Below are 1,929 nucleotides of genomic sequence, written 5' to 3' on the forward strand. Positions count from 1 at the left end.
CGAGTTCCCCCGGCCGGTCAGCCGCGAGTGTAACCTCAAGGCACAGATGGTGGTGGCGGACGTCTTCGAACTGCGGCGGGAGTTCGAGTCGCGGGACCTCGTCGTGGTCCCCTACAGCGGGCTGCGCATCCAGGGCCGTTATGCCGTCTTCGATGCCGAGCGGCGCTTTGCAATCGCGTTCCGCTCCGGCAAGGAGCATCCCGCCTGCGAGTGCGGCGCCATCCTGCGCGGGATGAAGCGGCCGCAGGACTGCAAGCTGTTCGCCAGGGTCTGCACGCCGGACAATCCCCTGGGCTCCTGCATGGTCTCCTCCGAGGGAGCCTGCGCCGCCCACTACACCTACGGCCGCTACCGGGAGACGGGGTGATGCGACGTAAACCCGACAACGATTAACCGCAAAGACGCAAAGACGCAAAGAGCGCAAAGAAGCCGATGACCCATGGGTCACAAGCCTTGAAGCCCAATGCCATTATAGAACACATGGACAGACCATTGCGTAGGAGCCCCGCGTCGGGGCGATTTGCTGTCAACCTTTAGCGAAATCGCGGCGATGCGCCGCTCCTACGGCCGGTCTTTTCGGCGGGTAACGGAACGAGGCCGTGAATCCGAAATTAGGTCCCCTGTTTTTTCTCTTTGTACTCTGTGCCCTCTGTGGCCAGTCCCCCGTCTGAGGAGATAGAGTGAGCAAGAAACCCTACATCCGTCCACTGGACTTCAAGCGCGGGTGCATCGACCTGACCCACGGCAGTGGCGGCCGCGCTATGGCGCAATTGATCGACGAGCTGTTCTTGAAGGCATTCGATAATCCGCTGCTGCGCCAACTCAACGATCAGGCGGCCTTCGACGTGCCAGCCGGACGCATGGTGATGGCGACCGACTCCCATGTGGTCACTCCGCTGTTCTTCCCGGGGGGCGACATCGGCTCCCTGGCGGTGCATGGCACGGTGAACGACGTGGCCATGTCGGGGGCTCGGCCGCTCTATCTCGCCGCGGGCTTTATCCTGGAGGAGGGTTTTCCGCTCGGCGACCTGAAACGTATCGCCGAGTCCATGGCGGCCGCCGCCGAAGAGGCGGGCGTGGCGATCGTTACCGGCGATACCAAGGTGGTGGAGCAGGGCAAGGGGGACGGGGTATTCATCAACACCACGGGCCTCGGCGTGGTGCCGGCCGGGGTCGAGATCTCCGGCGATCGGGCGCGCCCCGGCGATCGCATCCTGGTGAACGGAAGCCTCGGCGACCACGGCGTGGCGATTATGTCCCGGCGGGAGAACCTGAGTTTCGGTACTGGCATCGAGTCCGATTCGGCCGCGCTCCACGGGCTGGTGGCGGCCATGGTGGAGACGGTGCCGAACCTGCACTGCCTGCGCGACCCGACCCGCGGCGGGCTGGCGGCGACCCTGAACGAACTGGCCCAGCAGTCGGCGGTCGGCATGCGCATCGAGGAATCGAGCCTCCCCTTGCGCGAGGGCGTGCGGGGCGCCTGCGAATTCCTGGGGCTCGACCCGCTCTACGTGGCCAATGAAGGTAAGCTGGTGGCGATCTGCGCCCCGGAGGACGCCGAGCGATTGCTGACCGCTATGCGCGCCCACCCCCTCGGCCGCGAGGCGGCGATCATCGGCGAGGTACAGGAAGACCCGAACCGTTTCGTGCAGATGCAGACGAGCTTCGGCGGAATGCGAATGGTCGACTGGCTCAGCGGCGAACAGCTACCGCGGATCTGTTAGGCCGAAATTCATGAATTCACCGCAAAGACGCCAAGAGCGCAAAGAATTCATCGGCGCGCGTGGCCGAAAATCATCGGAAACGGCAGAACCGCGTGCGATACAGAAGAATTTCTTAACTATTCGGCCCTTATCACGCTGCGCGGCGGGTAGGGCTCCTGATGAACTTGCCCTCGCTGTCATTACGAGGAGCCCCGGCGACGAAGTA

General features: G+C 64.0%; 1 protein-coding gene and 1 pseudogene. Both read left to right on the forward strand.

Annotated elements, in window-relative coordinates; genetic code table 11:
• Positions 1 to 367 (forward strand): annotated as a pseudogene (locus Q7L05_RS17365) (hydrogenase formation protein HypD); the annotation flags it as partial.
• A gap of 313 nt (positions 368 to 680) precedes the next feature.
• Positions 681 to 1,724 (forward strand): hydrogenase expression/formation protein HypE, encoded by a 1,044-nt coding sequence (hypE, locus tag Q7L05_RS17370; protein WP_303909578.1) that lies wholly within the window; start codon positions 681 to 683, stop codon positions 1,722 to 1,724.
• Positions 1,725 to 1,929 lie beyond the last annotated feature (205 nt).

Source organism: Thiohalomonas denitrificans (genome assembly GCF_016841685.1).
Lineage (GTDB): Bacteria > Pseudomonadota > Gammaproteobacteria > Thiohalomonadales > Thiohalomonadaceae > Thiohalomonas > Thiohalomonas denitrificans_A.